Raw genomic sequence first — 6,106 nt, 5'->3', positions numbered from 1 at the left:
TGAAGATCCTCCTACTAGAAATCAAGTACATATACAGGGGGTGCTTTTTGAAAATCATCAATTATAATCCTTTTTTATCTTGATTTAGACATTCTTATCGTTCTGAAATTTATTTAGGACAGGATTGTTTGCAAACAGTCCAATATCCTATTCTGGATCATATACTTATGACAAACCAATCTATTTCTGGGGTTTCCCAAGTGCGAATCTTCCCTTTCCACGTGGATTCCATTTGGATAATCAAACTGGTTACATTTCATTTAGGCCAATGAAAATAGAGCAAACAATACTTGCACTTCAGCTAAAAGAATGGCGAAAAATAAATGGAGTAATGACAGTGATAGGCAAAACCCGAAGAGATATCCAATTAATCGTTATAAATTGTCCAAATAATTATGCCCCAACTTTATCTCGTCCATATTACAAGGAAGTATGTGCCTTAGATACCATTCGTTTCAAAATAACAACTTATGATTATGACACCGGTGACACGCTATTGATCAGTTGGAACAATGCTATTCCCGGTGCAATCTGGTCGGATAGCAATAACCTAGTAAAACATCCTTCTGCCACACTGACGTGGATTCCAAATCAGCAAGATGCGAGTTCTATTCCCTACGAATTTTTGGTGACTGTTAAAGATAATGCTTGTCCAAAAAATAGTTCATCTACTCAAACCTACCAAATTAATGTTAAGAAGCAATCTACAGGTGATATTATATCAACTGATTATGGATGTGGAAATTATTCATTTGATATTGGCAATCTAACTCATGCTGCCTATAAATACACATGGACTGATCTGAACAGCAATAAAATGCTTTCTAATCAAAAAACATTTTCGAAAGGATACCGTTTTCCGGGAACATATCCACTCCAGTTAGAGCTTGTATCATGTAATAATTATTACAGTTACGATACCATTATTGTAACCGATTCCTTTTTATACTGTGAACTATCACCGGATACAATAATTTGCAGTCCTGATAGCATCACAGTTTCTTCGAACATTTTCAACAACAAAGGAAACACTCGTTTTTGGTGGAGTACAGGTGATACAACAAATCAAAGCATTCGTGTATTTATTAATTCGGATACTAAAATATATTTTACGGTTGAAGATTCCACCATGTGCCAACATACCGATTCTATTGAGATATTTATTGATGACATTTCATTGTATCTCTATTCAGTTGGGTATAAATGTCCCGAATCTGGTAAAGATTTGTGGGTTAATTTTTACCATGACAAAGGTCACTCCGTGAACTATCAATGGTTTCAATCTCCATCTTTGATGGTATTTGATTCAAATCGACTAATTAATGTAACTGAGCCAGGAACCTATATTTGTCAAGCAGAAGACAATTTGGGCTGTATATTAAAAGATTCAGTTGAGGTATTAAATTATACTGTAACGCAAGCGGATGCAGGCTCGGATGATACAATTTGTTCTGAAGATCATTTATATAAATTAACAGGCAGTCCAACAAATTACGCTCATCAATGGACAGGCAATGGAGTGGTTAATATTAATGGAGACTACTATTTCGATATTTCAAAAGCAAGTGGTCAAGGAGTTGCTTACATTGCATACTTCACACTTACTGATAATAATACATGTGTAACCACTGATTCAATAAATCTGATTCATTTTTATAATCCCAAACCAAAGGCAGGAAATTATCCCAGTCGATGTACAAATGATAAATTGCTTTTGCTGACAGGAATCCCAGGTGGAGGAAGCTGGAGTGGTCCTGGCATTGAAAATGGCACCTATTTCAATCCGGATAAAGTCGGTTCCGGAAAACATAAAGTCGTATATTCTAAAATCACAAACAGCTGTATTGGCTATGACACAACAGAAATCACCGTTTATAATTTTGATCCAAATATTTTTGAATTAACCACAGCATACAATAGACTTGAGTTTTGCCATGAGTTTAATTTGGTTAAACTAAATGGAATTCCTTCTGGAGGTATTTGGTCTGGTTCTATTATCAACGGAAGTTATTTTGATGCTTCTGCACTCAATGGTGAAAATATATTTAAGTATTATTATACTGACTCTAACAACTGCACATTCTACGACTCAATTATTGTTAACATTGGAGATGCTGCTGTAAAGATCAATCCTAATGATACAATTATATGTACTGATGAAAAATTAGCTGTAAATGCAACATATAAGTTTGCAAATGGCATAAGATGGATAAAGTCACCCTTCTCAGACGGTACTTATATCGGTTCAATTACCAGCAATTACATAAAATATATTTCGGGAACAAACGACAAAATCAATAAGGGTTATTGGCTGAAAATCAAAACCACCGATCCCATTTGCAAAGAAGCTTGGGACTCTGTTTTCATTGATATTAATGAAGTCAAAGCTGATTTTTCGGTTGATACGACTAGCGGATCCGCACCATTAAGCATTTATTTCATGGATGAAAGCAGCAGTCATGCAGCTACTGTTTCGAGCTGGTCTTGGGAATTTGGAGACAATTCTTCTTCTTGGGATAAGAATCCTTTTCACAGCTATAAGGACACTGGCTATTTTGATGTTGGCTTGAGAATAATTTCAAGCGAAAACTGTAGCGATAGCATTTTAAAGAAAGACTTCATCCACAGCATGCAAAACATTTCCATTGCAGAACTTGATGAAAGCCAGATCATGATTTATCCCAATCCAACTGATAAAGAACTCATTATCAAGTTTGTAAATTCCAATATACTCATTAATTCGGTTTCTTTACTTAACTTGGAGGGGAAAATACTTGATCGCTATGTTGCTAATTCTCAAAGCGAAATACACATTCAGGCTATTAATCAGCCTTCTGGTTTTTACTTTTTGAAAATTGAGGCAATAAATGGCATTTCTTATTATCGAAAAATAACGATTATCAAATAATCTGATGAAAAGACAAAACACTGTCCTTTTCCTTATTTTAATGCTGATTTGTATGAATTTCAGCAGTTTTGCATCGCATATAGCTGGTGGAGAAATGAGCTGGACTTGTGTGGGACAGGATTCATTTTTAGTAACACTAACAATTTACAGAGATTGCAATGGAGTTCAACTTGGTTCAGCAAATATTCCTGCAATATGTGCAAATACGGATTCGGTGATCTTCAACATACGGATTAACAAACCATCACCTATTGACGTTACACCTATTTGTGCAAATGGTTGTAGTCGATGCCAAACTTCATCCTGCTCATTTCCCTATGGCATTGAGCAATATAATTTTATCGGATTAATAGTGCTGAATAATGCAGGAAGCTGTTGCAAAATAAAACTCTCGTATAGCATGTGTTGCCGGAATTCCTATATCACAACAGGTCCTGCTAACAATAGTTTCTATATTGAAAGTATTTTGGACAGATGCCTGACACCTTGCAATAGTTCCCCGGTTATAGCTACTCCCCCCTATATGTTTGCTTGTGTATCACAAGATTATATCTATAATTTTGGATTAAGCGATCAGGACAAAAATATAGGTGGTAATTCTATGGATTCAATCAGTATAGAAATTACATCAGCCATGACATCAGATAGTACAGATGTTTCCTATTCCGGAAAATACAGCTACGATAAACCTATCGATTTTTGGGGATTTCCTGTCGCCAATATACCATCTCCCAAAGGTTTTCATTTAGATCCGATTAGTGGTGATTTTAGTTTTAGAGCGCAATCAATTGAGGTGACTGTTATAGCTGTAAAAGTATGTGAATGGCGAATGATCAATGACAGCATGACTAAAATATCGGAGCTGATGCGAGATTTCCAACTTCATGTAATCAGTTGTCCGACAAACAGTGTTCCTATATTATTTAGCACGTCCATTCAAGGAGTTCACTATAACGATACGGTTAGTTTTACTTTTATCACCTTTGATAGCGATTCAGCAGACTACTTAAAATTATCCTGGAGTAATAATTTGGCAGGAGCCACTTGGCAAACCTATGATACGACTAAAAAACATCCCTACGCCATTTTAAAATGGAAGCCAAGCATTAATGATGTCAGTACGTATCCACATCAATTCTCAGTTACCGTAAATGACAATAAATGCCCATTAGGGGGCTATACAATAAGAGGATTTCAGATTTATGTTTGCGGAAATGAGGCAGGTGATATCAGTCTGTCGAATATTTCTTGCGGAAACTATTTATTTGATGTAAGCAATCCTTCGGCTGAAAATACGAACTACTACTGGACAGATTTAACATCCAATAAGTTACTCAGCAATAAAAAGTCATTTATTGGCCATTATTACTCTCCTGGCTCTCATATTATTCAATTAGAAAAAGCATCAAAATGCGGATCTACTTTTGAATATGATACGCTTGTTGTTCAGGAATCTGCTTTGTTTTGTGATCTATCAAGTGATACTGTTTTTTGCAAAAAAGATTCACTTCAAATTACAGCGTCCATTTTTAATAATGGTTCAAACACACGTTTTTGGTGGGAAAATGGAGATTCATTACAACTCATTAGAAAAATATATGTTAATGCTGATAAAAAACTATTTTTCACGGTTATGGATTCTTCAGGCTGCAGCCATACCGATTCCATGCAAATACTATATGATCAAATTAGCATGGCAATCAGCCTTGATGTATTAAAATGTCCTGAATTAACCACCAAACTTGCTGTGAATTATAAGCCAGATGATGCAGCAGCAGCCAGTTATATCTGGAGAGAAACGTCATCATCAAATATCCTCAGCTATTCGCCTTCTTTTTATGTCATAGATCAGGGTACCTATAGCTGCGAAGTAGTTGATGATTTAGGATGTAAATTAGTAGATAGTGTTGAGGTAATTAATTATTCAGTTCCGCCTGTGAATGCTGGTTTAGATGACACCATTTGTTCGGCAGATGGGATGATAAAGTTATCAGGCAGCCCAACTAATTTACCCTTCAACTGGGTTGGTTATTATGTATTGAAAATTGGTTCAGATTATTATTTTGATGCCCAAAATGCATATGGCGATCAAATTAACTACCGTTTCTTTTACTCAGTAATCGATACAAACGGCTGTATTACAACCGATGAAAAAGATTTACTTCTCATACAAACCAATTTACCGGTGGCAGGGCAATACCCAAATCTCTGCATTAATGCAGATAGCATTCAATTAAAAGGGACTCCCTATGGTGGACAGTGGTTTGGCAATGGAATTACAGATACAAACACCTTCAATCCGGCAAAAAGCGGATCTGGAACTCATCAGCTTATTTATACCATTTTCGAGAAGGGTTGTTATGGACGCGATACAGCAACTATTCAGGTTTACCCATTTGATTCTTCTTCCCTTCAGCTAAAAACCGAAATTAATAAAACTGAATTTTGCCATGAATACAAGCTGGTTAAGCTAATTGGGTATCCTAAAGGAGGCTTGTGGTCGGGCTCCATTGTAAATGATAGTTTCTTCAATGCTTCCCTTTTAAATGGTGACCATACTTTCAAATACACCTTTGTTGATTCAAATTCTTGTTCATTTTCCGATTCCATTAGCCTGAACTTTGGAAAAAGCTTCGTTGAAATCAACCGTAAGGATAACATCATTTGTAGCACAGAAAATTTGATAAAAACCGCTCAATTAGAATTTGCGCAAGGGCTAAAATGGATAAAGTCAACTTCTTCAGATGGATTGATAGTGGGCAGCGATTCAAACTTAAGTGTGCACTATTTACATGGCACGAAAGATATCAAGAATAAGGGTTTTTGGTTAATAGTCCGAACGCAGGATAGTATCTGCAAACTTGCCAAAGATTCGGTGTTTATCCATATTAATACAATTGCTGTTGATTTTTTAGCCAATTCTTTGGTGGAGTATGCTCCTGCTAATATTCAGTTTTACGACTGGAGTAACAGCCACATGGCAGATATAATTAAATGGAAATGGGATTTTGATAATGGGCAAACCGACACGATTAAAAGGCCACTCATCCTATTTTCTAATTCAGGCTTTTACGACATTAGTTTAAAAGTAAGCACTGATGAACATTGCAGTGATAGTGTAACAAAACCGGCATTTTTAAACATTCTTCAAGGCATTGGTATTTTGGAAAGTAATTCTTCAAATGTGAGCATTTTCCC

At 35.9% G+C, this 6,106-nt stretch carries 2 protein-coding genes; both read left to right on the top strand.

From position 1 onward, the window contains the following. The first annotated feature begins 124 nt into the window (after window positions 1–124). A complete protein-coding gene (locus HOG71_10305; protein ID MBT5991229.1) occupies window positions 125–2,908 on the top strand; it encodes a T9SS type A sorting domain-containing protein in 2,784 nt (927 codons plus the stop codon). A gap of 4 nt (window positions 2,909–2,912) precedes the next feature. Beyond that, window positions 2,913–6,106, top strand: a 3,194-nt coding sequence (locus HOG71_10300; protein ID MBT5991228.1) for a PKD domain-containing protein, incomplete at its 3' end; no start/stop codon positions are given.

It is taken from the genome of Bacteroidota bacterium (assembly GCA_018698135.1).
Taxonomy (GTDB): Bacteria; Bacteroidota; Bacteroidia; order CAILMK01; family JAAYUY01; genus JABINZ01.
The sequence above is the reverse complement of the archived record's forward strand: the minus strand, read 5'-3'. Positions and strand labels throughout refer to the sequence as shown.